21 protein-coding genes are annotated in these 23,067 nt (G+C 63.2%); 10 read left to right on the top strand and 11 right to left on the bottom strand.

The genetic code is table 11. The features are described 5' to 3' along the window. Nucleotides 1–36 precede the first annotated feature (36 nt). Nucleotides 37–1,140 (bottom strand): redox-regulated ATPase YchF, encoded by a 1,104-nt coding sequence (gene ychF / locus GA0004734_RS14210; RefSeq protein ID WP_092934690.1) that lies wholly within the window; start codon nt 1,138–1,140, stop codon nt 37–39. Between the two features lie 164 nt (nt 1,141–1,304). Between ychF and GA0004734_RS14205 the strand changes: the two genes are divergently transcribed. The 3 genes from GA0004734_RS14205 to clpS all read left to right on the top strand — a co-directional run bounded on the left by GA0004734_RS14205 (nt 1,305) and on the right by clpS (nt 2,377). After that, nucleotides 1,305–1,574: an AbrB/MazE/SpoVT family DNA-binding domain-containing protein gene (locus GA0004734_RS14205; RefSeq protein WP_092934688.1), complete on the top strand. Its 270-nt coding sequence runs from the start codon at nt 1,305–1,307 to the stop codon at nt 1,572–1,574. Beyond that, the gene (locus GA0004734_RS14200) at nt 1,571–1,873 is read left to right on the top strand and encodes a type II toxin-antitoxin system VapC family toxin (RefSeq protein ID WP_092934686.1); all 303 of its coding nucleotides are present in this window, start codon (nt 1,571–1,573) and stop codon (nt 1,871–1,873) included. Before GA0004734_RS14205 ends, GA0004734_RS14200 begins: the two co-directional genes overlap by 4 nt. A 195-nt stretch (nt 1,874–2,068) precedes the next feature. After that, complete coding sequence (gene clpS, locus GA0004734_RS14195; RefSeq protein WP_092934684.1) at nt 2,069–2,377, top strand: ATP-dependent Clp protease adapter ClpS; 309 nt, start codon at nt 2,069–2,071, stop codon at nt 2,375–2,377. A 37-nt stretch (nt 2,378–2,414) separates the two neighbouring features. Here the strand turns inward: clpS and pth are convergent, their stop codons facing one another. The 4 genes from pth to GA0004734_RS14175 form a co-directional block, all read right to left on the bottom strand. Further along, nucleotides 2,415–3,131 (bottom strand): aminoacyl-tRNA hydrolase, encoded by a 717-nt coding sequence (gene pth, locus GA0004734_RS14190; RefSeq protein ID WP_092934682.1) that lies wholly within the window; start codon nt 3,129–3,131, stop codon nt 2,415–2,417. Nucleotides 3,132–3,264: 133 nt separating this feature from the next. Further along, entirely contained in the window at nt 3,265–4,044 is a 780-nt protein-coding gene (locus GA0004734_RS14185) for a substrate-binding periplasmic protein (protein WP_175386370.1), read from the bottom strand. A gap of 54 nt (nt 4,045–4,098) precedes the next feature. Then, complete coding sequence (locus GA0004734_RS14180) at nt 4,099–6,471, bottom strand: putative bifunctional diguanylate cyclase/phosphodiesterase (RefSeq protein ID WP_092934678.1); 2,373 nt, start codon at nt 6,469–6,471, stop codon at nt 4,099–4,101. A 214-nt stretch (nt 6,472–6,685) separates the two neighbouring features. Beyond that, entirely contained in the window at nt 6,686–7,336 is a 651-nt protein-coding gene (locus tag GA0004734_RS14175) for a 50S ribosomal protein L25/general stress protein Ctc (RefSeq protein WP_092934676.1), read from the bottom strand. A 256-nt stretch (nt 7,337–7,592) separates the two neighbouring features. Here GA0004734_RS14175 and GA0004734_RS14170 point away from each other — a divergent pair, with 256 nt between their 5' ends. Then, entirely contained in the window at nt 7,593–9,677 is a 2,085-nt protein-coding gene (locus GA0004734_RS14170; RefSeq protein ID WP_092934674.1) for a putative bifunctional diguanylate cyclase/phosphodiesterase, read from the top strand. A 24-nt stretch (nt 9,678–9,701) separates the two neighbouring features. On the opposite strand, the gene GA0004734_RS14165 is transcribed toward GA0004734_RS14170, so the two are convergent. Then, nucleotides 9,702–10,901: a benzoate/H(+) symporter BenE family transporter gene (locus GA0004734_RS14165; RefSeq protein ID WP_092934672.1), complete on the bottom strand. Its 1,200-nt coding sequence runs from the start codon at nt 10,899–10,901 to the stop codon at nt 9,702–9,704. Between the two features lie 211 nt (nt 10,902–11,112). On the opposite strand from GA0004734_RS14165, the gene GA0004734_RS14160 reads away from it, so the two are divergent. The 3 genes from GA0004734_RS14160 (at nt 11,113) to GA0004734_RS14150 (ending at nt 14,379) form a co-directional block, all read left to right on the top strand. Further along, on the top strand, nt 11,113–12,060 hold the full coding sequence (locus GA0004734_RS14160; RefSeq protein WP_092934670.1) for a helix-turn-helix domain-containing protein: 948 nt from the start codon (nt 11,113–11,115) through the stop codon (nt 12,058–12,060). Between the two features lie 158 nt (nt 12,061–12,218). Then, nucleotides 12,219–13,727 (top strand): aldehyde dehydrogenase, encoded by a 1,509-nt coding sequence (adh, locus tag GA0004734_RS14155; protein ID WP_092934668.1) that lies wholly within the window; start codon nt 12,219–12,221, stop codon nt 13,725–13,727. A gap of 280 nt (nt 13,728–14,007) precedes the next feature. Further along, nucleotides 14,008–14,379 (top strand): DUF779 domain-containing protein, encoded by a 372-nt coding sequence (locus GA0004734_RS14150; protein WP_092936313.1) that lies wholly within the window; start codon nt 14,008–14,010, stop codon nt 14,377–14,379. A gap of 12 nt (nt 14,380–14,391) precedes the next feature. On the opposite strand, the gene GA0004734_RS14145 is transcribed toward GA0004734_RS14150, so the two are convergent. After that, nucleotides 14,392–16,224: a hypothetical protein gene (locus GA0004734_RS14145; protein ID WP_139056275.1), complete on the bottom strand. Its 1,833-nt coding sequence runs from the start codon at nt 16,222–16,224 to the stop codon at nt 14,392–14,394. 185 nt (nt 16,225–16,409) lie between these two features. On the opposite strand from GA0004734_RS14145, the gene GA0004734_RS14140 reads away from it, so the two are divergent. The 3 genes from GA0004734_RS14140 to GA0004734_RS14130 are packed head-to-tail and all read left to right on the top strand — an operon-like array spanning nt 16,410 to nt 18,536. Beyond that, nucleotides 16,410–17,426 (top strand): glycosyltransferase, encoded by a 1,017-nt coding sequence (locus GA0004734_RS14140; RefSeq protein ID WP_092934664.1) that lies wholly within the window; start codon nt 16,410–16,412, stop codon nt 17,424–17,426. A gap of 16 nt (nt 17,427–17,442) precedes the next feature. Then, nucleotides 17,443–18,174 (top strand): class I SAM-dependent methyltransferase, encoded by a 732-nt coding sequence (locus GA0004734_RS14135; RefSeq protein ID WP_092934662.1) that lies wholly within the window; start codon nt 17,443–17,445, stop codon nt 18,172–18,174. After that, nucleotides 18,171–18,536: an EamA family transporter gene (locus tag GA0004734_RS14130; protein WP_245292424.1), complete on the top strand. Its 366-nt coding sequence runs from the start codon at nt 18,171–18,173 to the stop codon at nt 18,534–18,536. Before GA0004734_RS14135 ends, GA0004734_RS14130 begins: the two co-directional genes overlap by 4 nt. 30 nt (nt 18,537–18,566) lie before the next feature. Here the strand turns inward: GA0004734_RS14130 and GA0004734_RS14125 are convergent, their stop codons facing one another. From GA0004734_RS14125 to pgeF, 4 genes are all read right to left on the bottom strand, one after another. After that, a complete protein-coding gene (locus GA0004734_RS14125) occupies nt 18,567–19,499 on the bottom strand; it encodes a ribose-phosphate pyrophosphokinase (protein ID WP_092934660.1) in 933 nt (310 codons plus the stop codon). A gap of 265 nt (nt 19,500–19,764) precedes the next feature. Beyond that, entirely contained in the window at nt 19,765–20,763 is a 999-nt protein-coding gene (locus tag GA0004734_RS14120) for a hypothetical protein (RefSeq protein ID WP_245292423.1), read from the bottom strand. 259 nt (nt 20,764–21,022) lie between these two features. Continuing rightward, complete coding sequence (locus tag GA0004734_RS14115) at nt 21,023–22,174, bottom strand: M24 family metallopeptidase (protein ID WP_092934658.1); 1,152 nt, start codon at nt 22,172–22,174, stop codon at nt 21,023–21,025. Nucleotide 22,175: 1 nt separating this feature from the next. Continuing rightward, on the bottom strand, nt 22,176–22,961 hold the full coding sequence (pgeF, locus tag GA0004734_RS14110) for a peptidoglycan editing factor PgeF (protein ID WP_092934656.1): 786 nt from the start codon (nt 22,959–22,961) through the stop codon (nt 22,176–22,178). Nucleotides 22,962–23,067: the final 106 nt, after the last annotated feature.

Raw genomic sequence — 23,067 nt, 5'->3', positions numbered from 1 at the left:
CTGAGGCCGTTTATTCTTGCCGCTGCTTGTCAGCGATTAGGTGTTGAAGCGGAAGTGAATGACGTCACCATCCTGCACGACATATTCCTTGCCTTCGTCGCGTGCCTTGCCGGCTTCCTTGGCACCGCTTTCGCCGCCGAACTGAATGTAGTCGTCGAAGGCGATAGTGTTCGCGCGGATGAAGCCGCGTTCGAAATCGGAATGAATGACGCCGGCTGCGGCCGGTGCCTTGGTACCGCGCTCGATGGTCCAGGCGCGCGTTTCCTTCGGGCCAACCGTGAAGTAGGTAATCAGGTCTAGCAGCTTGTAGCCGGCGCGAATGAGACGGTCGAGACCGGCTTCGCTCAGCCCGAGCGCTTCGAGGAATTCCCGCGATTCTTCTTCCGGCAGCTGCGCGACTTCGGATTCGATGGCGGCAGAGATGACCACGGTTTCCGCGCCTTGCGCCTTGGCCATCGCCTCGACAGCACGCGTATGGGCATTGCCATCGACCGCGTCGGCTTCGGCGACATTGCAGACGTAAAGGACGGGGTGCGAGGTCAGGAGGTTGAGGCCCTTCAGGATCAGCAGTTCCTCGGCGTTCAACGTTGACAGCAGCGTGCGGACCGGCTTGCCCTCGTTCAGGAGCTTCAGCGACGCATCCATGATCGGCAGGGCGGCGACCGATTCCTTGTCCTTGGAGCTTGCTCGCTTGCGGGTCTGCTCGGTGCGGCGCTCCAGGCTTTCGAGGTCGGCGAGCATCAGCTCGGTCTCGATCGTGTCGGCATCCGCAACCGGATCGATCTTGCCCTCGACATGGGTGATGTCGTCGTCCTCGAAGCAGCGCAGCACGTGCACCACGGCATCGACTTCGCGGATGTTGGCGAGAAACTGATTGCCGAGGCCTTCGCCCTTCGATGCGCCGCGCACGAGACCGGCGATATCGACGAAGGCGATGCGGGTCGGAATGAGCTCCTTGGACTTGGCGATATCGGCCAGCTTGCGCATCCGCGGATCCGGCACGGCGACTTCACCCGTGTTCGGCTCGATGGTGCAGAAGGGATAATTGGCCGCCTGCGCCTGCGCCGTCTTCGTCAGCGCGTTGAACAGCGTGGACTTGCCGACATTCGGCAGACCGACGATACCGCATTTGAAACCCATGGCGTGACGACCCGTCTCTTCTCGTTTTGCAATGCGGTGCCTATGGGCGAAAGCGGCTAAGGGGTCAAGGGGTGGGCTGCCGTCGGCAGGTCCGAGCGCTCGCGCGCCTTGTCGCTCCTGCTGTCTGTGTTACCATCCCGCGATAACGAAAGGACGGTGGGAAGGTGCGCCTCAAAGTCTCGGACGATGGAAAGATTGTGCTGAACAGGGATGTGCTGGAAGCGCTTGGCCTCCGGCCCGGTGACGAAGTGGACGTCGATGTCGTTCCGCACCATCGGACATCGCGGCAGGTCGTTCCGCGAGCGCGTCCGGTTGAAAGCCTGTTCGGCATGTTCTCTTACAAGGCCGACCGGCCGCATACGCTTGATGAAATCAAGGAGGCTATCGCTGCAGGCTATGCGGGCGAGATTGGTCAAGACGAGCCGAAACCGTGAAGGCGACCATCGATACCAACATTCTCGTTCGCATGCTGACCCGGGATCACCCCCAGGAGAGCCCCGTCGCCGAGGTATTCTTCCGTCAGAACGACGTCGTGATCACCAACCAGACACTGTGCGAGATGTGTTGGGTTCTCAGGCGCGTTTACCGGTTCACCACGGCGGAGTTGCGGCAGGCGATCACAGCGCTTCGAGATACGCAGACGGTGACGGTCGATCGGGATGCGGTCGCGCTCGGTCTTTCGTTTCTGGAGGCTGGCGGTGATTTTCCCGATGCCATTATTCTCCACGAGTGAGCGAAGATGGGTGCGGGAACATATGCAACGTTCGACCGCAAGGCGGTCGCCAGAGCCGAGCGGCACGGTCTGCCGGCGCAGCTTCTCGTCGCGGGTGGGTGAAGCGGTGCTCGTGCCGGGCTTGAAACAGGCAGCTTGCGATGTGATATAGCGGCATGCCTGCATCCGGGCCTTTCCGTCAGAAGGCACTTGCCCATGAGCGATGATACCACCACCACGCCGAAGACCGTGACCAAGCCGAAGCTCGATCGGCCGAAGCTCTACAAGGTCATTCTCCTGAATGACGACTATACGCCGCGCGACTTCGTCATCATGGTGTTAAAGATCGTCTTCCGGATGAGCGAGGAGACCGGCTACCGGATGATGCTGACCGCCCACAAGATGGGCTCCTGCGTTCTTCTCGTCTGCGCGCGCGATATCGCGGAGACGAAGGCGAAGGAAGCGACGGACCTTGCCAAGGACGCCGGTTTTCCGATGATGCTGACCACCGAGCCGGAAAACTGATCGGGTCATCGCGGCGGCATTGAACGCTGCGGGATGCTTACTCGTCCTTGTTGCCGAACAGCTTCTTCAGCATGTCTGCCATCGGACCTGTCGTCGGCAGGATCTTCGGCTGGGCATGGTTGCGCGCCGCACGGATATGGGACTGGCCGGCGGGCTTCCCCTTCTGCGCCGGTTCAGCCGGTGGTGGGCTGCCGGTGGCGAGCGCGAGCTTGTTCATGAGTTGCGAATCCTCACCCCTGGCCAGCATGTCGGCGTTATCGGCAAGCGCTTCCAGCAGCGGGTCCAGCCAGATGCGGTCGGCCTTGGCGAAATCGCCGAGAACGTGGCGTTCCACCAGTTCCTTGGCACCGGGATGGCCGATGCCAAGGCGCAGGCGACGGTATTCGCGGCCGCAATGGGCGTCCATGGACTTGATGCCGTTATGTCCTCCGTGGCCGCCGCCCGTCTTCAGCCTGGCCTTGCCGGGCACGAGATCGAGCTCGTCATAGATGGCGACGACGCTGCCGACCGGAACCTTGTAGAAGCGCATGGCCTCGCCGACGGATTCGCCCGAGAGATTCATGAAGGTCTGTGGCTTCATCAACAACACACGCTCGCCCCCCAGGTCACCTTCGGCGATCTCGGCCTTGAACTTCTTCGTCCACGGGGAGAAGGCATGACGGCGGTGGATCGCGTCGAGGGCCATGAAGCCGATATTGTGGCGGTTTCCCGCATATTTTGGGCCAGGATTGCCCAGTCCTGCAAAGATCAGCATGTTTCGTCTCGAGTCGGTCACCGGTTCGGGAGCATGGCCGCTCTTGCCGACGCATGCTGTTAAGCCGATGTCTTGCACCGTGCAGGGCCGTTCGTGTCAAGCCGGTTCGCTATGCGGAGGCGTCGGCACAGCCCTATTTCGAAGAATTTTCGTAGCGACGCTCCATCTCGGCCTGGGTGCCATCGGCGATCAGGCGGTCGAGCACCGCCTGCATGTCGGCGATGGTCCTGTCCGGCACGGCCTTGTTGCAGGCGATGCCCGAGCGTGTCGTTTCCACGTCGAGGATCGCTTCGAGCGGCTGCCCCTGTTCGCGCAACTTGTCGAAGGTCTTGCGGGTCAGCAGCACCAGGTCGACGCGGCCGGCCAGAAGTTTCTTCAGGGAGAGGTCGATGCTCGGAGCGGTGTCGAGGTGCGGAAATCCCCGGGCGAGAGCGAAGAGTTCACCGCTGTCGTCCTTGTGAACGGCGACGGTGAAAGCCTTGGCGGCTTCGATCGAGCGGGGGCGGGCTTTGCCGCCGGTGCGGCCGATCAGCATGAGGGTATCGATATTCAGCGGCGACACCCATTTGAAGCGCTCTGCGCGTTCCGGCAGCAGGGTCGTCGTAAAGACGCAGGTCGCGGGGTTGGTTTCCGCCGTCGCGATCGCGCGGGCCCAGGGAACGATGTCGAGCGTGTAGTCGGGATGGACCTCGGCCATGATGCGGCGAACCTGATCCACCGAGGAGCCGGTGATCTCGCCGTCCTGCGTGAAGCCGAAGGGTGGATATTCCTCCGTCAGCATCGTGAGCGTACGGAGGCCCTCAGGCGCTTCGGACGTTTGCGCAAGCGTGCGGGTATTTGGGAGAAGGAGACCCAGAAGGACCACGCCCGATACCGTCAAACCCCGTGCCTGCCATGATCTCATTCGCTGCATGCCTGCCGTCATTCCTTGTTGCTTTCTCGGGGGCGGCTGTCTGGTGTGGTCCGTTCAGGCCGTCGTCGCCTTGGCTTCCGAGTTGCTCTCCAGCATTTTCAGCATCTCGCCGATCGGCATCGGCTTGCTGAAGAAGTAGCCTTGGCCGTAGTCGATGCCGAGCTTCTTCAGAAGCTCCCAGTCCTCGAGTGTCTCGATGCCCTCGGCGACCGTGTCATATCCCATCTGGTTGGAGATGGTGCGGATGCCTTTGATGAGCATGCGGCTCTTGCGGCGGACGTCGACCTCATCGGCCGTCAGCGACCGCGTGAAGGATTGGTCCACCTTGACGATATCGACGGGGAAGCGGTTGAGGTAGCTGAGCGAGGAATAGCCGGTGCCGAAATCGTCGAGCGCGATGCGGCAACCGAATTCGCCGAGCTGCTTCAGCACGGCATGAACATCCGGGCTGTCGAGCATGAGGACGGCTTCCGTGATTTCGATCACGATGCGGCTCGGCGCGATGTGGTTCTTCAGAAGCAGCGCCGCGAGTTTGTGGGGCAAGGTGGTCTCGAACTGCATCGGCGAGAAGTTGACCGCGAGATAGGTCTCGCCGGTGCCTTCCAAACGTGAGATGACGGCGAGATGGCCGATGGCTTTCTCCAGAATGCGCTCGCCGATGCGGCCGATCGTGCCGGTTTCCTCCGCGATGCCGATGATGCGGGCGGGGGCAAGAATGCCCTTTTCCGGATGATTCAGGCGCATCAGGGCTTCGAAGCCGACGATGCGGCCATCGCTCATGCCGACGATCGGCTGGAGATAGGCCTCGAACCAGTCCTCGCGCAGGCCGGCTTCGATGTACTGTGCAATCTCGTGGCGTTCGCGTGCCGCGTCGAGCATGGAGGTGTCGAACATCTGTTTGCCGTTCTTGCCGCCATGCTTGCGCGCATACATGGCGATGTCGGATTTCAGCAGGAGGTCAGAGGCGTTTTTGGCATGGATCGGGTAGAGCGCGATGCCGATGCTGCAGCTGACCGACAGCTCAGTGCCGCGCACGGTGATCGGTTCGGCAAGACCCGCACAGATATTGTCGCCGATATCGCTCGCCAGCGTCTCCACATTCTCGCCGTTGATGAGGATGGCGAACTCGTCGCCACCGATGCGCGACATCGTATCTTCCGGCCGCAGGTTGGCGCGAATACGGGAGACGACCTGCCGCAGCACTTCATCGCCAACCGCATGGCCGAAATTATCGTTGATCCATTTGAAGCGATCGAGATCGATGAAAACACAGGCAAGTTCGCCCGACCGCTCGTCGGCTTTGCGGATGCCCGCATCCAGCGCCGCCTCGAAGCCTTGACGGTTCAGGAGGCCGGTCAGATGGTCCGTCATGGCCTGTACGTGATTGCGGCTTTCGGCCTGCTTCAGCGCGGTGATATCGGTCATAACGGCAAGGGCGGCGTCCTCGGTCTGGCCATGGCCGAGCGTCATGGTTTCCTGGATCAGCACGGTCATCATCTCGCCGTTCGCCTTCACGAAAGGGACGGTGACCTCGCAGGTGCTCTGGAGGCCGGCCGCGATGCGGCGTTCGCGATAGGCCGCATGGGCCGAAGGTTCGATGAGGTCCGAAAACAGGCGGTCGATGACGGCTTCCCGTGCATAACCGGTCTTGCTCAGCCAGAAATTGCTGACGGCGACGATCCTGTCTTCAAGATCAATGGAAAACAGCATGGCAGGGGTCAGGTTGTAGATCTCGGTGGAGCGGGCGTGGGCGCGACGAAGGGCGTTCTGTTCGTTCTCCAGACGGCTCTGCATCTCGTTGAACTTGAGCACGAGCGCGCCCATCTCGTCGTCCGACTCCCACTCGACCCTCTGGCGCGACCCGAACATGCGGCTCATCTCGATAGCGGCGGTCAGGCGCAGGAGCGGGCGGATGACGGTGATGCGGTTGCCGACGATGGCAGCGATGAACACCACCGCGATGGCGACGATGAGAATTGAGAAGATGACGAGTTCGTCGTTGCCGAAGCGGGTCAGGAGACCGTCGGTCCGCACGTGCAGCTCGACCGTCCCCACGAACTTCCTGCCCGTCGGGGCGTAGTAGACGATGTCGCGCGACAGGACCGAATGCGGCCCCGCGGTTTCGTTGTCCGCGGCGGGATAGGCTGCCGAGAGGCCGGCCGACGTGCCGGAGACCTTCACGAAGGCGATGTTACCGTCGGCGGCGAGCGCACGCGCGATCTGGTTCATGGCTTCCGTGTCGAAGTCCCAGAGCGGCTTTGCCAGAGCTTTCGACCCGGCATCCAGCATGACCTCGGCATTGGCGAGATGCTCGCGTTCGATGCGGCCGGACGAGAGATAGAGGAAGAGGACGATCAGCGGCGCGACGAAGACCAGCATGGCGCCGCAGACGATCGCAACGAAGCGATGTTCCACAGAATGCATCATTGTCCTGCCTCAAAAAACGTCCGTGCCATCGCCCATTCCCTGCACAGTGCAGCATGATGGAGCACGCAGCACGACCTGCGGCAACATGATCATAAAAGCATTAAATGTTATTGAAGCGATGGAGTCCTGGCGGAAGACAAAAGGCCCGCCTGCGGGGTGCAGGCGGGCCTTTCGATGGGGCAGTGGTGCTCGTAAACTTAACCGGAGTTAAGGTTTACTCAGCGTTACCTTCGTTCGCAGCATCACCGGCAGCTTCGCCAGCCGGTGTGCCTTCTTCTTCTTCGGCCGTCAGGACGTCCGGAGCAGCGATCGTCGCAACCGTGAAGTCACGGTCGGTGATCGTCAGCGTGGCGTTCTCGGGCAGCTTGATGTCCGAGATGTGGATGCCGTCGCCGACCTTGGAAAGGCCGCTGAGGTCAACGGTGATGGCTTCCGGGATCGCGTTCGCGGGAACGACCAGTTCGATCGTGTGACGGACGACGTTCAGAACGCCGCCGTTCTTGATGGCAGCGGACTTGTCTTCGTTTTCGAAGTGAACGGGCACTTCAACAGTGACGACGCTGTTCTTCGACACGCGCAGGAAGTCGACATGCATGGTGAAATCGCGCACCGGGTCGAGCTGATAGTCCTTCGGAAGGACCTGGATCTTCTCGCCATTGACGTCGATCGTGGCAACCGTGGTCATGAAACCGCCGGCATGAATGCGCTGCGTGACTTCCTTCGTGGACAGGGCGATGGAAATCGGCGTCTGCTTGTCACCGTAGATGACAGCAGGAATAAGACCGTTGCGGCGAAGTTCACGGGAGGACCCCTTACCAACCCGTTCGCGCGTTTCGGCCTTGAGCTCGTAAGTTGCGTTGCTCATGGCAGTACCTTTCTTGTTGTGAAGCATTCGCAGGGCGCAATGGCCTTGCGAATTGAGGTTTTGAGGCCTCATCCGCGTTTGCCTCCAAGGGTGTCTGCGCGGACGCGCGTCCATAACGGAGAACGCCCGGAATTGCAATGCTTCGCGCTCCACGGCCGTTCAGAGGTCGCTAACCGTTTCAAGAGAACGCGTCGGAGCATTAACGGCCTGAGGGGTGCGGGCATGTCAGGTGTAGGCCGTCTCTCATAGGTGTTTCATGCTGAAATTTCTTACCTGCGTGACGAACGACCATGCATATCCTCTGCTGGTCGCAGCGCTCGCCGTCTGCGTTCTCGGCTCCGTCCTGACGATGCGGCTTTACGCCCGCGTGCGGCGGACGCAGGGCGTCCAGAAGCTGAACTGGCTGTTTCTCTCAGGATGCATCGGCGGCTCAACCATCTGGTCGACGCACTTCATCGCGATGCTCAGCTACCGGATGCCGCTCGATCACGCCTATGATCCTCTGATGACTCTGTGGTCGCTGGCCATCGCGGTCAGCTTCACGCTGTTCGGCTTTGCCGTCACCGCCGGGCGGCAGACCGGCGCCACCATCGAGGTCGGCGGCGGCATCGTCGGGCTGGGTATCGTCTCCATGCACTATGTCGGCATGGCTGCACTGCTCGTCGCGGGCATCAAGACGTGGGACACGGTGCTGACGATTGCGGCTGTCGTGCTGTCCGTCGGCTTCGGTGCCGTTGCCACCAACCGTATCGCGCGGCCGGTCACCCGTTTCTGCAAATATGGCGGTGCTGCCGGCCTTATCCTTGCGATCCTCTCGCTGCATTTCACGGCGTTGACGGGTATGACGGTGTCCCCGGACCCTACGATCTCGATCCCTGCAATGGCGGTGGAGGAGAGCGTGCTGGCCGCGATGGTCCTTTTGATCATGACCGTCATGATGGCGCTCGGCGCCTCGGCCTATGTGATCGACCTGAACTCCAACCAGATGGCCGCGGAACGATACCGTCATCTGTCGTCGCACGATGCCTTGACCGGTTTGCCGAACCGGCAGGCGCTTCACGAGCATGTCGGTGAAGCGATGCGGCAGCCGCGCGACGATACGGCGCGTCTGGCGCTGGTGTTCATCGGCATCAACCGGTTCAAGGACGTGAACGATGCCCATGGTCAGGTCTTCGGCGACCGCGTGTTGCGGGCAATTGCAGAAGGGGTGTCCGGCATCCTGCAACCGGGCGAATTTCTCGCGCGGGTCGGCGGCGACGAGTTCGTGGCCGTTCGAGACCGCTTCTTCATGAAGGCCGATGCAAAAGAATTCGCCGAGCGGATCCTCAGCGCCGTGAGCCTGCCGATGGACCTCGAAGGGCAGGCTTTCCGGGTGACGGCGAGTGCCGGTATCGCACTCTTTCCCGGTTCGGCCCAGACCGCCATTGACCTTGTTGCGCAGGCGGATCTCGCCATGCACCGAGCCAAGATCAACGGGGCGAGCGCGGTTCGGTTCTACAAGCCGAGCATGGATACGGCCACGCGCGACCGTAGCCTCCTGTCGATCGACCTTCATCAATCCATCGACCGTGGCGAACTCGAACTCTATTACCAGCCGCAGAACGATACGCTGAGCCGCGATATCATCGGCTACGAGGTTCTCCTGCGCTGGCGTCACCCGACGCGGGGCATGGTGTCGCCTGCCGAGTTCATTCCGCTGGCGGAGCGGACGGGCTTCATCCAGACGCTCGGCGACTGGGTGCTGGAAACTGCTTGCCGGGAAGCATCATCCTGGGCACAGCCGCTGCGCATTGCCGTCAACGTCGCACCCGCCCAGCTGGCGGACGTGGCTCTGCCGCACCGGGTGCGCGACATCCTCATCCAGACGGGACTTCCGGCCGGCCGGCTCGAACTCGAGATCACCGAATCCGGTATCATCGGCGACCAGCAGCACGCCCTGCACATCATCCGACAACTGAAGGCCATGGGCGTGAAGATTGCCATGGACGACTACGGCACCGGCTATTCCTCGCTGTCGACGCTGCAGAACTTCCCGTTCGACAAGATCAAGATCGATCGCAGCTTCGTTGACGGCATCGGCCGCAGCCGGCCCGCCGAGGCGATCGTGCGCTCGACCATCATCCTGGCACGCAGCCTCGATATTCCCGTTCTCGCCGAAGGGGTGGAGACCGAGGAGCACATGACCTTCCTGTGCGGCGAGGGGTGTCTGCAGGTTCAGGGCTTTCTGTTCGGAAGGCCTCAGCCGCTGTCGGACATCAAGACCGCTGTCATGACAGTCGTCGAGATCGCCCCGCCGGTGGACGCGGAGATCGTCGATCTTCCCCAGGCGACGGCCGCCTGACGATGTCAGCCGGCCTGAAGCAGCTTAGGAGGGCCGCGAAGACGTGCCACGTCGGGACCGGACATGGCCGAGGACCAGCATGAGCCCGCCCGCGACGATGCCCCAGAAAGCGCCCGAGATACCGGCAAAGCTGACGCCTGATGCCGTGACGAGGAAGGTGATGGCGGCACCGTCCCGGCTTTCCGCATCCTTGAACGCGGCGGACGCCGATGTCGCGAAGGCGCCGATCAGCGCGAGGCCCGCCACGGCCTGGATGAGCACAGGCGGCGCGAGACCGACGAGCAGGGTCACGGTGGCCGCGAGAAGCCCGAAGACGATGTAGAAGATGCCGGCGATGATGGCGGACCAGTAGCGTCGTGCCGGATCGGCATGCGAATCCGGCCCGGCGCACATGGCTGCCGTGATCGCCGCCAGGTTGACGGCATGCCCGCCAAAGGGGACGGCAAAGAGCGAGAAGACGCCGGTCGCGGCAAAGAGCGGGCCTGGTTCGGGTGCGTAGCCGTGGACTTTCAGCACCGCGATGCCCGGAATATTCTGCGACGCCATGGTGACGACGAAGAGGGGCAGGGCGATGGAGACGAGCCCTGCGAGCGTGAACACCGGCATGACGAACACCGGCTGCGGGACAAGCGTTGCGACGACCCGATCCATCGTACCGGGGGGAATGTCGATGCCGAAGACGATGACGAGGGTGAAGGCGAGGAGGGCGGCGGGTACCGCCAGCAGCCGGTTGATCGCCCCAGCAATCGCCCAGGCCAGCACGATCGGCAGGCCGAGCGCGGGATCGACACCTACGGCCTTGACCGGAGCGAAGCAGAGCGACAGGAGGACGCCCGCGAGCATGGCGTTTGCGAGCGGTGCCGGGATCATGGCGACAAGTCGGCCGAGCGGGCGCCAGAGGCCGGCAATCACGATCATGATGCCGCAGAGCACGAAGCCGCCGGCGGCAGCCGGAAATCCACCCGCGATCGCGCCGGAACTGGCAATCAGGGCTGCGCCCGGCGTCGACCAGGCGATGCTGATGGGCAGGCGGGTCCAGACGCTCAACAGGATCGCGAGGATGCCCATCGAGACCGACAGGGCCATCAGCCCGGATGCCGCCTCGGCCTCGGTCGCACCCACGGCCGACAATCCGTGCAGGATGACGGCGAAGGAACTGGCAAAGCCGACAAAGGCCGTAAGGAGGCCCATGAACAGGCTCTGGAAAGAGATGTCGCGCAGCATGATGGTCCGTGGGAAAGCAGAGAAGGAGTCTGGCCCTTGCGGGCACGGTGTCTCCTCGCTGTAGCAAGTTGGAAGCCGTGAGAACACATGCCGGCGCGAAATTTCCCGGGCGCTTTCCCGGCTACAGCGAGAGGACCGGCGCGCCCGGCATGGACGTTTCCCGAAATCCCGTTATAGTGCCGTTACCGTCAGCTTTCGGGGAGGAGAGCGGATGAACCATTCGGATCACGTCCAGGCCGTGGCGCATCATGCGTCGGCGGCAGCCAGTTCGCCCGTTGCCGCCTCGTGGCGGCGATGCGTGACTGTGCACGGGCTTTCGCCGGAGGAAGCGCGTTCCCCGCTGCGGCTCGACGAGCGGGCGTTTCGTTTCGCGCGCGAGGAAAACGGAGCTCTGCTCGAAGAGGCACGCGGCGAGATCGACAGGCTGTTTGCGACCGTCGGGAAGGCGGGTTGCTGCCTGCTGCTGACGGATGGCAACGGGGTCGCACTGGAGCGACGAGGTGCTGCCGGCGATGACGACGATTTTCGCGGCATCGGTCTCTGGTCCGGTACGCTCTGGAGCGAGGCCAGCGTCGGCACCAACGGCATCGGTACGGCGATCGCCGACGAGCGACCCATCGTCATCTATCGCGACCAGCATTTCCTCAGCCGCAATACCGGCCTTTCCTGCGCTACCGCGCCGATCCGCGACCATCGCGGCAGGGTGACGGCGGCGATCGACATTTCCACCTGCCGCGACGATGCCGGGGAGATGGCGATGAGCATTCTCTCGCAGGCGGTGCGCGATGCCGCCGCACGCATCGAATCGAATCTCTTCCATCGTGCCTTTCGCGGCCATCGCGTGCTGCTGGTGCCGGCGGAGGGCAAGGCGAGCCCGGCGCTGCTTGCCATCGATCGCGACGACCTCGTCCTCGGTGCGACGCGGGCGGCCCGACTGACGCTCGGAATCGACGATGTGAGGATCGCCGCCGGCATTCCCGCCTCCGACCTCTTGCACGACCGTCCCTCGGGCGAGCACGAGAACCTGGACGACGCGGAACGCGCGGCGTTGCGTCGGGTATTGTCGCGCGCCAGCGGCAACGTGTCGGCGGCGGCTGAATGCCTCGGCATCAGCCGCGCCACGCTCTACCGGAAGATGAAAAAGCTCTCGATCGATTGATATGCTCGATGTTTGCACTGCAACACGGGTTGCAGCGCACGCGTGTCGCAAATGTGAGACAGTCGTGCGTTCGATCGGCTTATCCCCCCTTTTGCCGGAGGGTCTTCCGGCGCAGGGTCTTCCCAGACAGACGTTGCTGTTTCTTGGAGGAGACCCACATGCTGCACCAGAAGATCGTCGAAAACCCGTTCAAGCAGAAGTACGGCAACTTTATCGGCGGCGCATGGCGCGATGCCGCAAGCGGCCGCACGTTCGACAATACGACGCCGATTACCGGCGGCGTGCTGTGCCAGATCGCCCGTTCGGAAGCCGCGGATGTGGAGCTGGCGCTCGATGCCGCCCATGCCGCCAAGGACAAATGGGGCCGCACCTCGACCACCGAGCGCGCCAATATTCTCATGAAGATCGCGCAGCGCATGGAAGACAATATGGAGCTTCTGGCGCGGGCGGAAACCTGGGACAACGGCAAGCCGTTGCGGGAAACCATGGCGGCCGATATGCCGCTTGCCATCGACCATTTTCGCTATTTCGCGTCCTGCGTCCGAGCCCAGGAGGGTACGATCGGCGAGGTGGACCACGATACCATCGCCTATCACTTCCACGAGCCGCTCGGCGTCGTCGCCCAGATCATACCCTGGAACTTCCCGATTCTCATGGCGGCCTGGAAGCTCGCGCCGGCGCTCGCCGCCGGAAATTGCGTGATCCTGAAGCCGGCCGAACAGACGCCGGCCTCCATCCTCGTCTGGGCCGAGCTGATCGCCGACCTGCTGCCGCCCGGCGTGCTCAACATCGTCAACGGCTTCGGTCTGGAAGCCGGCAAGCCGCTGGCGACCAATCCGCGCATCAATAAAGTGGCCTTCACCGGTGAGACCTCCACCGGCCGGCTGATCATGCAATATGCCAGCCAGAACCTCATTCCCGTGACGCTGGAACTCGGCGGCAAGTCGCCCAACATCTTCTTCGAAGACGTGATGCGCGAGGATGACGACTATCTCGACAAGGCGCTCGAAGGCTTCGCCATGTTCGCGCTGAACCAGGGCGAGGTGTGCACCTGCCCGAGCCGCGCGCTGATCCACGAGAAAATCTACGACCGGTTCATGGAGAAGGCGCTGAAGCGCGTCGCCGCCATCAAGCAGGGCAATCCGCTCGATATGTCGACCATGATCGGCGCGCAGGCCTCCAGCGAGCAGCTGGAAAAGATCCTGTCCTACATGGATATCGGCCGGCAGGAAGGCGCGGAGGTCCTGATCGGCGGTGAGCGCAACACACTGGAAGGCGAACTGGCCGGCGGTTTCTACGTCAAGCCGACCGTGTTCAAGGGCCATAACAAGATGCGGGTGTTCCAGGAGGAAATCTTCGGCCCGGTTGTCTCGGTCACAACCTTCAAGGACGATGCGGAAGCGCTGGAGATCGCCAACGACACGCTCTACGGTCTCGGCTCGGGCGTGTGGAGCCGGGATGCGAACCGTTGCTACAACTTCGGCCGCAATATCCAGGCCGGTCGCGTCTGGACGAATTGCTACCATGCCTATCCCGCCCACGCGGCGTTCGGCGGCTACAAGCAGTCCGGCATCGGGCGCGAGACGCACAAGATGATGCTCGATCACTATCAGCAGACCAAGAATATGCTGGTCAGCTACAGCCCGAAGGCGCTCGGCTTCTTCTGAGCAGCAGATCGCGGAATGAAGAAACGCCATCTCCCGGCTTGCCGGGGGGTGGTCACGAGCGGTTTAGCTCAGCCATGATGGACGACCAGCGCCAGCGCGCTCCAGAGCAGAAGCGACAGGCTTATGCAGCTCAGATAGCACTCCGTGCGATATGACATGATGTGATCCTCCCAAATCCTGATCGCAAGTATGACACAATGATGAACGGTCGGCCAATCGATAAATTTAGGTATTGCTCATGAAGGATGGCATTCATATGCAGGGCGTTTTCGTCGGCGATATGCAGGACGGGCAGAAGCGGGTTTTGGCGACAGAGGCGGCGCTCGCCTTCATCGAGGAGATCCGCCTCGACCATCCCGACATCCTGTTCCATCAGTCGGGCGGTTGCTGCGATGGTTCCTCGCCCATGTGCTATCCGGCGGACGACTATATCGTCGGCGACCATGATGTGCGCCTCGGTGAGATCGGCGGCGTGCCGGTCTATATCAGCGGCAGCCAGTTCGAAGTGTGGAAACATACGCAGCTGATCATCGACGTCGTTCCCGGACGCGGCGGCATGTTCTCGCTCGACAATGGTCGCGAGCGGCGGTTTCTCACGCGCTCACGTCTGTTCTCCGGCGGGGAGGCTTGCGCCGTTCCCGCCCGCAACTGACCGGGCGGGTGCTCACGGGATGACGCGGAAGATCTTCAGTGCTGGGTCTTCCGGCGTTGCGACAGGCTGAAGGTAGGCGGGGATGAACCCTTTGCCGAGTGTCGCATAGAGCCCGTCGGGCGCACGCTCCGCGATCAGGCTCGTCTGGCCGTCCTCTGCGCAGAAGGCGAGCAGGGTGACGCCGTCGCGGATCAGCAGATCTTTCGCCGTCTCCGTCGAGGCAAGGCCGATGTTGAGTTCCGCCAGCATGCCGGCCTGGTTGCGATGATAGGGTGCGGTGAGCACGCTGTGATGCGTGAAGCGCAGAATGGACGCGCCGAGGTTGGAGGGCGCCGCGACGACGCCCGCCGGCTCATGGGTCAGGGGCGTGATCGCATCGCGCGCGACGCAGGCGCCTTGCTCCATCCCCGCCATCACCGTGTCGTCCGTACCCGCAATCTTCGCCACGGCTGCCGAAGCGACTGCCCAGACGCTCGGAATCGAGACCAGCATCAGCCCGGCGAAGGCGAGTTCCACGCCAATCTTTCTCGGTTCGCGGTGCGCGCGGGTGCGAAGGTCCGAAACGGCAAGCGACAACGGGAAAATCGACAGGACGTTGAGAAAGGTCGTGCCCCGGATTTGCAGCATGCTGATCGCGAGAGTGGGAAGGCAAAGGGCGAGAAAGACGAGATGCGGCTCCCTCCGCTCATTTCGCCAGATGCGGACGAGGCAGACGATGATGGCGATGGTGCCGGCTGCAAAGCCGAATCCGAGATAGGAGGGCATGGTCTGCACCATCTGCACGATGGACTGCGCTTCCTGCACCCTCTCCAGCCACAGGGTCTTGAGAAGCGGATCGAGCGAGGCGAGCGGATTTTGCAGGCATTGCGGCGCGATCGACACCGTGACGGCGGCAACGGCTGCGCCGGACGCTGCGAGGGCGAGGAGCCGTGCTCGCCGTGAACGGCGGCTCGTGCAGCGGGCGGAGAGAGAGAGCGCGAGGCCGCCCGCGGTCGCGATGGCGAAGAAGCCGAGCGAGAGATTGTCGCAGGTGACCATGGCATAGAGGCGCGGCGGCGTGGTGGCGAGGAAGACGGCCGCGACCGTGGCGGCGAGCGACAGGCCGAAGGTTCTGGCGGCGCCCTCCATCGGCTCGCCATGCCACGCCCAGCGCAGCGCGACGACGATACCGGCGATGGCCACCAAGGGCGTCGTTTCCACACCGACCGCGACGGCGAGCCCGGCCGTGACACCGGCGAGGGCATGGCCGCTCTTCCGGCCGAGAGGGTCGGTGAGGCCCGCCACGAGCAGGGCGATCAGGGCGAGCTGGACGTTGTGATGGTCGATATTTCCCGGCTGGAAGCGCACATTGCTGATCAGCGACAGGACGATAAGAACGAGACCGATCATCATGCTCTGGCGTCCGCCGATGTTCCAGCAGGCTTTTGCCACGCCGATGACGACGGGGACGATCAACAGGATCGGCCAGAGGAAGAGGGCTGCCGCCTCGCTGGCCTCCGGTGTCAGGAACAGGCCGAAGAGGGCGATCAGCCCGGCAATCGGCAGGTCCACGAGGCGCGACCAGTGCATCAGGGTGCCGCCGTCGAGGCCGAGGCGGTACTGCATCATGTCGAACCAGCCTTGCCCGGCGAGAAAATCCCGGATCTCGACGAGGCGCATGGCGTCGTCATTGTCCGCCCCGACATAATCCGTGGCCCTGATGCCGGCGACGACGGAAGCGATGGCGACGATGAGAATGGCAAGGATGACCGCGACCCGAGGCTCATGCGTCCATGCCCGTTTCGTCTTGGGCGATGCATTTGCTCTGGGTTCGGCGTTGCGGAGGTCGTGGTCGGAAAGGGTCACGGCGGATGGCCTCGCAATCGTCGTCCGGGGCGTCCGGCTGGCGGGAACCATAGAAGGGGAAGGTGAAAAAACCTTTGTCGAACAGGGCGGCGGCGGGCGCACCGTAGATCGGTGCGTGTGCAACATCTTCAACGAGACCTTAAGAATTCCCGGTCATTGTCGTGCGACCGCCACGGATGAACCCGATGCAGACGCTTCCGACAGATCTCAGGATCGCCGTACTCCTTCCCTGTTACAACGAAGCGGCGACGATCGTGTCGGTCGTCCATGCGTTCCGCATGGCGCTGCCTCTCGCGCGCATCCATGTCTACGACAACAACTCGACCGACGAGACGGCCCTGCGGGCAGCGCTTGCCGGCGCGGTCGTCACGCGGGAGACCCGGCAGGGCAAGGGCCATGTCGTCCGGCGCATGTTCTCGGACGTCGATGCCGATATCTATGTGATGGCGGACGGGGATGGCACCTATTCGGCGGCGGACGCGCCCACGCTCATCGCCACGCTGATCTCCGAGCGCGCGGACATGGTGGTGGGGACGCGACGGGGCGTGACGGCGGATGCAGGCCGGCAGGGGCACGCCTTCGGCAACCGGCTGTTCAACCGGCTTTACCGCACACTGTTCGGCAACGATTTCTCCGACATTTTTTCAGGATACCGCGTGTTCTCGCGGCGCTTTGCCAAAAGTTTCCCGGCCGTTTCCGGCGGGTTCGAGATCGAGACCGAGATGTCGGTGCATGCCTCGCGGCTGAAACTGCCGGTCTGCGAGATGCCGCTGGATTATGGCCGGAGACCCGAGGGATCGCATTCCAAGCTTTCCACCTTCCGGGACGGGGGCAGAATCCTCTGGATGTTCGCGATGCTGATGAAGGAGACGCGGCCCTTCACCTTCTTCGGTGCCATCAGCACCGCCTTCATGGTGTCGAGCCTGATCTTCATGGCACCGGTTCTGGTCGAATATTTCGAGACCGGTCTCGTCCGGCGCATGCCGACCTGGGTTCTGTCGGTGGCGCTGATGATGATCTCCTTCATGATGTTCACCGCCGGGCTGATCCTCGACTCGCTTGCCCGCGCCCGCGCCGAGCAGCTGCGGCTGCACTACATGGCTCTGCCGTCGAGCCCCTTCCTTTCCGTGGCCGTGTCCATGCCGGTCTCGGCCGAGCCCATGCCGGGCGAGACAAGCGATGTGCAGAGCGCGGCTGCGTGATTCCGGAGACCGAGCGATGAACCGCGAGACCACCAACCGTATCCGCTTCGTGCTGGAGGACCTGCTGCCGCCGGTGCTGCGGGATTCCAGCCTGTTCCGGGCGGCCGCCAAGCTGGTCTGGGGTGAGCACATCGTCCACCTCGCCCGGTTTCGCGCCCGCGCGCCGTTTCTGTCGGAGGCGGAGTATGAGGACCTCTACCGCAAGCATCCCCGCGTGCATGAGGGGACCGACAACTCGTCCGCCTGCATTCGCCGCATTGCAGGCGCGATAGAAGGCGAGAGCGTCTGCGACGTCGGCTGCGGGACGGGGGCGCTGCTCAGGCATATCCAGGCGGCACAGCCCGGCCTCAGCCGCGTGACCGGCGTCGATTTCGTGGTCGAGGATGCCGCAAGTCTTCCCGGCGTCGAATATGTCGCCGCGCGGATCGAGGATCTGCCGTTCGCGGATGGCGAATTCGATACGGTCGTCTGCACCCATGTGATCGAGCATGTGCTCGACTATCAAAAGGCTATTGCCGAGTTGCGCCGGATCGCGCGCCGCCGGCTGATCATCGTCGTGCCGCGCGAGCGGGAGTATCGCTACAGCTTCAACCCGCATTTCAACTTCTTCCCCTATACGCACTCCTTCCTGCGCGCCGTCCACCCGGTTCCCGCGATCCACGTTTGCGAGGATATCGGCCGCGATATCTTCTATTGCGAGACGGTGGAACGGCTGGGGGACGGCTGCGGCATCGAGGCGGCGGCGTGATCGGGGGAAACTACAGCCCCGCGCTCTGGCTGGGCCTGACAGGCACGCCCATGATGATTGCGATGGGGCAGGTGCTTTTCAAGCTGTCGAGCCGCACGACGGGCGAGTTCAACGTGGCGGGCATCGTCGCGCTTCTGCTCAATCCGCTGATGATCGCGGCGCTGACCGTGTACGGCATCGGGACGCTCGTCTGGATCTTCGTGCTGAAAAGCGTTCCCCTGACGATGGCCTATTCGTTCATGGCGCTGACGTTCTGCTTCGTGCCGGTGCTCGCCAGCGTCTTCCTTGGGGAAACGCTGACGCTGCGCACCGCCATCGGTGCCGCGCTGCTCGTCGGCGGCATGATCGTTATCAACAGTTGAGACACACGCCCGTCGCCGGGCTGCTCCCGATCAGTCGAACAGGCTGGAAACGGATTCTTCCTGGCTGGTGCGGTTGATGGCTTCGCCGATCAGGTTTGCCGTCGAGATCACGCGAATATTGTGCGCGGACTGCACGGCCGTCGTCGGCTGGATGCTGTCGGTGATGACCAGCTCCTTCAGCTTGGACGAGGTGACGCGGGCGACCGCGCCGCCGGAGAGGACGCCGTGGGTGATGTAGGCGGTGACGCTGGTCGCGCCGTTCTTGAGCAGGGCTTCCGCCGCGTTGCAGAGCGTGCCGCCGCTGTCGACGATGTCGTCGATCAGCAGGCAATCCTTGCCGGTGACGTCGCCGATGACGTTCATGACTTCGGACTCACCGGCGCGCTCGCGGCGCTTGTCGACGATGGCCAGCTGACAGTCCAGTCGCTTGGCGAGCGACCGGGCGCGCACCACGCCGCCCACGTCGGGCGAAACGACCATGACGTTGCTGAGGTCGTAGTGTTCCTTGATGTCGCGCGTCAGGATCGGCACCGAATAGAGGTTGTCCGTCGGGATGTCGAAGAAGCCCTGAATCTGGCCTGCATGCAGGTCAAGCGTCAGAACGCGGTCGGCGCCGGCCTCGGTAATCAGGTTGGCGACGAGCTTGGCGGAGATCGGTGTGCGCGGACCCGGTTTGCGGTCCTGCCGGGCATAGCCAAAATACGGGAGGACCGCCGTGATGCGCCGTGCCGACGAGCGGCGCATGGCGTCGATCATGATCAGCAGTTCCATCAGGTGATCGTTCGTCGGGAAGGATGTGGACTGGACGAGGAAGACATCCTCGCCGCGCACGTTCTCCTGAATCTCGACGAAGATTTCCTGATCGGCGAAACGCCGGACCGTCGCCCGCCCGAGCGGAAGATTGAGATAGTTGCAGATCGCTTCGGCGAGGAGCCGGTTCGAGTTGCCCGCGAAAACCTTCATCGATGGTCCGCCTGTCGTGCTGTCCGGGATAGGCCCGAACCGGACGGTCCGTTTGCCGTAATCCGCAAGATTCCGTAAACCCGCATCCCAATGCGCGTCGGTCTCAGGGAGCGTGCCCCCGTCAATGCCGATGGGCGCTTCATAGCGGCCTTGTCCCCGAATGCAAGAGGAACGCCGGCATGGAGAGGGTTTATCCGAAAAAGATTTCGAAGGCGCTGCCGAGAAGGGCGCTTTAGAGGTCGTGAAAACACGGTCATGCTCATTTTCAACCGGCCGTGGCATCCCGCCAGGTCAGGTATTGCCCGACGCTCTTGGTGGCGATGTCGCGCATGGTCTGCGGCGGAACGCCCGACCAGAGATCGGCGCCTTTGGTATCGACGCTGTCTTGCCCCTGGATGCGATGCAGACGGTTACCGGCTTGGTCGAGCACGTCCCAGACATAGACGATGGTGGTCTTGCGGCCGTCCTTGAACGCTGAGAAATAGCCCTTCAGGATATGCTGGCTTCCGCCATCCGCTGCCGTCTTGATGGTGAGGCCATGCGAGCGTGCGTCCGCGCCCAACTGTTCGGAGAGGGGGCGGATGGCCTCGACGGGTGCGCCCATGATGGGGAGGAAGCGGATGCTGCCGGCAGGGCCGGCCTTGGCGGCAGGCGCGATGGCAGCTTGCTCTTCCGGTGCGCTGTTGGCTTCTGCGGGCACATCGGTTTGCGCTGCCTCTGCCGGCTCCCTCGCCGGTTCGGATTGCGGCGCCTCTGCCGTGTGGGTGCGTGCGGCCGCCTCGGTCTCGCTGACCTGATTGCCGTTTGCAGGAAAGCCGACCGCGCTTTCGGACGATGAGATCTGCGGGGGCGGGTTGCTGGCGAGCGCCTGGGCCTGCGCCTCGAAGGAGCCGGCGGGGTTGCGGTAGCTTTCGTCGCCGCGCGCAAAGGCGGTGCCGGTGATGTCGGGCTGGTCGGCCCGCGGCGCGGACGGATCGGTATAATTCGGATCGGAGAGGCTGGCCAATCGCTGCACCCGCATCTCATGAACTGCCACCGCGCCAGCAGGTGCGCTGTTCACGACCGGTTGTTGCGATTGCATGGTGTCGAGGTCGGCCTGATTGACCGGGGAGGACTGGTAGCTCCCATCGCCGACGTTCTCCGGCGGCGTCAACGCGTCGATGCTGTTGCAGGACGACAGGGCGAGAAGAAGGGACATGGCCAAGAGCGGCGTCGCCGCACGAATGCGCGCGATGTTCGTCGTCGTTGCGAAAAGGGTGCGCACGGTCGACCTCCGTCCTGGACAGATGCAGCGTATGTCGCCCGTCTCCAGCACCGGTCACGCCTCGTGAGGCCGATCGAACCCGCTGGAGTATTACACGCCGATACGCTGGCACAATACGACGCCATCCGACGGGCCTATCCCGCCGGTCCTGACATCAGACAACCAGTCTACGGCAATAATCCTAAGAAGGCGTATTGATCTGGCTTCCCCTTTTTGGGGCTGGCGCGGGTTCGATCCCGCTCTATCGCCCGGCAAGACCTCAGAGGTCGATGACGTCGAGACCGTAGCGCGACATTGCCCGTGGCGCGCCGTCGGTCGTCAGGTAGGTCTGCCCGAGCGTCATGGCCGTGCCGCTGTCGCTGTCCATGATGATCATGTGAACGAAGAGCGACATATTGGGCAGTATCTCCTGCGGATTGCCGGCATGGAACATCTGCTGCTCCATCCATGAGGGGGAGAAACGGGCGCCAAGCGAGTAGCCGCAGGCGTTCAGCCGGTGCTTGGCGAGGCCGCGCTCGTCCATGATCTTCGCATGGACATCGAAGACGGTGCCGAAGGTATTGCCCGGCCGCAGGACCATCTCGATCGCCTGAATGGTTTCGCGGCAAGCGCTGTAAAGCTCGCGATGACGGTTGGTCACCTCACCAACCACGATCGTGCGCATCATAGCCGCGTGATAATGGGCGCTGACGCCCGCCCATTCGAGCGTCAGCTGGTCCTGCGCGTCGAGCTTGCGGCGGCCGGCCTTGTAGCGGCAGAGGAGGGCGTCCGCGCCGGAGCCGATAATGAACTCGTTGGCCGGATAATCGCCGCCGCCTGCAAAGACAGCACCCTGCATGGCCGCGAGGATCGCCGCCTCGTCGCCGCCGGGGCCGATTAACGGCAGGGCGGCATCCAGCGCGTCGTCGGCAAGGCTTGCGGCCTTCTCGACATGAGCGATTTCGGCCGGGCTCTTGATGAGCCGCAGCCGGCCGACCAGCATGGATGCGTCGATGATCTGGCCGAAGCTCGCCATCTGGTTGTCGAGCAGCCGGGCGATGCGGCCGGTCATGCCGTGCGTGTCGTACTCGATGCCGATGCGGGCGCCGAGGAGGTCGAGTTCGCTCAGCAGGTTTTTCAGGTCCATCGTCGGGTCGGCATTGACCCTGTCGACCCAGACCTGGATGCGCTCGATATTGGAGGTGTGGCGCGCCTGGCGCAGGTCGGCCGACCGCGTGAGCAGCACCATCGAGCCGTCGGACTTCACCACCAGCGTCTGGAAGAAGCAGTAGCCGAAGGTGTCGTAGCCGGTCAGCCAGTACATGCTCTCCTGCGCAAAGAGCAGCAGCGCGTCGAGCTTGTCCTCGCGCATCTTCGCCGTGAGGCTGGCAAGGCGTGCGGCGTACTCGTCCTGGGTGAAGTGAAGGGCCATGTCATGCCTCCCTGATGCTGATGGCGGAAATCTGCCGGCCGTAATCCGGCTCGCCGCGATGAGTCGTCCGGCGGTACGAAAAGAAACGTGCCTCGTCCTCATAGGTGCAGAGGTCGAGCTTCTCGGCCTTGACGCCGGCTGCCAGAAGGCGGGCGGCGGTAAGGCCGGGGAGGTCGAACATCGCGTGATCCGCGCGCGTCGAAGGCGTAAAGAAAGGAGCGTATCCGGCATCGTGTGCGAGAAAGCGTTCGACGAATTCCGGGCCGACCTCGTAATTGTCGGGGCCGATGGAGGGGCCGAGGCAGGCGATGATGGTTTCGCGTGTGGCGCCGAGGGCGACCATGGCCGAAATCGTGTTTTCGAGGACGCCCGTCAGTGCACCCTTCCAGCCGGCATGTGCCGCGCCGACGACGCCAGCTTGTGGATCGGCAAAGAGGATCGGGCCGCAATCGGCCGAGAGGACACCGAGCACGATACCGGGCGTCGCCGTAACCAGCGCATCGGCTTCCGACCGCGTGCCATCGTAATCATCGCCTATGGTCACGACATCCGGCGAGTGGATCTGATGGACAGTGGCAAGTCTTTCGACGGGCTGGCAGAACCATGCGGCGACGCGGGCGCGATTTTCCTCGATATGGGCACGGTCGTCCCTCGAACCAAGGCCGACGTTCAGGCCTTCGTAGAGACCTTCCGAAACGCCGCCCTTGCGGGTGAAGAAGCCGTGGGCAACGGATGCAGAGGTCAGCAGCGGGCTCTGGAGCGGGGAGGTCAAGGCGTCGTTCTGCATTGGTCTTTCGCCCCTTTTGATGTCAGCGTTCTTCGGAAAGCGGGAGATGCCGGGAATGGCTCGCCTCTGATGTGTGCGGGATGTTGACCCTTTGCCGCCCGCCCTG

Origin of the sequence: Rhizobium sp. 9140 (assembly GCF_900067135.1) — a bacterium.
GTDB lineage: Bacteria > Pseudomonadota > Alphaproteobacteria > Rhizobiales > Rhizobiaceae > Ferranicluibacter.
Note: the sequence above shows the minus strand (reverse complement) of the source record. Positions and strands in the feature narration are given on the sequence as shown.

Coding starts and splice junctions, on each gene's coding strand:
- ychF (WP_092934690.1), bottom strand. CDS start 1,140: ATGGGTTTCAAATGCGGTATCGTCGGTCTGCCGAATGTCGGCAAGTCC.
- clpS (WP_092934684.1), top strand. CDS start 2,069: ATGAGCGATGATACCACCACCACGCCGAAGACCGTGACCAAGCCGAAG.
- pth (WP_092934682.1), bottom strand. CDS start 3,131: ATGCTGATCTTTGCAGGACTGGGCAATCCTGGCCCAAAATATGCGGGA.
- GA0004734_RS14185 (WP_175386370.1), bottom strand. CDS start 4,044: ATGCAGCGAATGAGATCATGGCAGGCACGGGGTTTGACGGTATCGGGC.
- GA0004734_RS14180 (WP_092934678.1), bottom strand. CDS start 6,471: ATGATGCATTCTGTGGAACATCGCTTCGTTGCGATCGTCTGCGGCGCC.
- GA0004734_RS14175 (WP_092934676.1), bottom strand. CDS start 7,336: ATGAGCAACGCAACTTACGAGCTCAAGGCCGAAACGCGCGAACGGGTT.
- GA0004734_RS14170 (WP_092934674.1), top strand. CDS start 7,593: ATGCTGAAATTTCTTACCTGCGTGACGAACGACCATGCATATCCTCTG.
- GA0004734_RS14165 (WP_092934672.1), bottom strand. CDS start 10,901: ATGCTGCGCGACATCTCTTTCCAGAGCCTGTTCATGGGCCTCCTTACG.
- GA0004734_RS14160 (WP_092934670.1), top strand. CDS start 11,113: ATGAACCATTCGGATCACGTCCAGGCCGTGGCGCATCATGCGTCGGCG.
- adh (WP_092934668.1), top strand. CDS start 12,219: ATGCTGCACCAGAAGATCGTCGAAAACCCGTTCAAGCAGAAGTACGGC.
- GA0004734_RS14150 (WP_092936313.1), top strand. CDS start 14,008: ATGCAGGACGGGCAGAAGCGGGTTTTGGCGACAGAGGCGGCGCTCGCC.
- GA0004734_RS14140 (WP_092934664.1), top strand. CDS start 16,410: ATGCAGACGCTTCCGACAGATCTCAGGATCGCCGTACTCCTTCCCTGT.
- GA0004734_RS14135 (WP_092934662.1), top strand. CDS start 17,443: ATGAACCGCGAGACCACCAACCGTATCCGCTTCGTGCTGGAGGACCTG.
- GA0004734_RS14125 (WP_092934660.1), bottom strand. CDS start 19,499: ATGAAGGTTTTCGCGGGCAACTCGAACCGGCTCCTCGCCGAAGCGATC.
- GA0004734_RS14115 (WP_092934658.1), bottom strand. CDS start 22,174: ATGGCCCTTCACTTCACCCAGGACGAGTACGCCGCACGCCTTGCCAGC.
- pgeF (WP_092934656.1), bottom strand. CDS start 22,961: ATGCAGAACGACGCCTTGACCTCCCCGCTCCAGAGCCCGCTGCTGACC.